This is a genomic window from Allotamlana fucoidanivorans (genome assembly GCF_006265225.1).
In the GTDB taxonomy this organism is placed as follows: Bacteria; Bacteroidota; Bacteroidia; order Flavobacteriales; family Flavobacteriaceae; genus Allotamlana; species Allotamlana fucoidanivorans.
The window spans coordinates 1-687 of sequence record NZ_VDCS01000058.1 but is presented as its reverse complement, the minus strand read 5'-3'; the positions used below and the strand labels follow the sequence as shown (position 1 = coordinate 687).

Annotated in this window: 1 pseudogene; it reads left to right on the top strand. The window is 24.9% G+C overall.

Going from position 1 to position 687, the window contains the following annotated elements:
* Window positions 1-19 precede the first annotated feature (19 nt).
* Window positions 20-687, top strand: a pseudogene (locus tag FGF67_RS16875) (hypothetical protein); the annotation flags it as partial.

The following is a 687-nucleotide window of genomic DNA, read 5'->3' as shown; positions in this document are numbered from 1 at the left end:
ACGTTGCCAGTAATTTAAAATGACCTTGGAAATAACGAAAAAAGAAGTTGAAAAATTAATTAAAATAAGAGAAAATGACACTGTTAAAAATCATTTTCTTACAGTCATTTCACGTGATTTTCAGGCAAAAGGTGAAATAACTTCGAATAAAATAAAATTCTGGAAACAAGGATTTTGGAATATGTCAACTTATCCTATATTTATATTTGAATTTAACTCAGAAAATCATTTAATAAACATTACTGATAAAATAAATCCAATTGGTAAAATATTTAATCTAATAATATTAATACCTATAATTTTTTTAATTGTCATACAATTTATAAATGGCAGTAATTTAATTGATAACTGGTTACCGTTTACTCTTTTTGGTATAATTTTATTGTTACTTATTTTGATTGTTCAAAAAGTCTATAATTTTGAAAAACAAAACCAACTTGAAAAAATTTATGCCCTTTTAGATATAGAAACAGAAGAAAAGAATGCTGAAAAAGAATGGAGTTATAAAAAAATAATTACTCGGATTTTTATGTATCCTTTTTGCATTGGACTTATACTTTTGGCCATATTCTTACTTTTCCCAGATGGAAAAATAATTTATGCAATTGCCTGTCTTGCTATAGCTGGAGCTTATTTATTTAGTGACATAAAAATATTAATCGGAAAAAAAACTACTGCCAACAATGG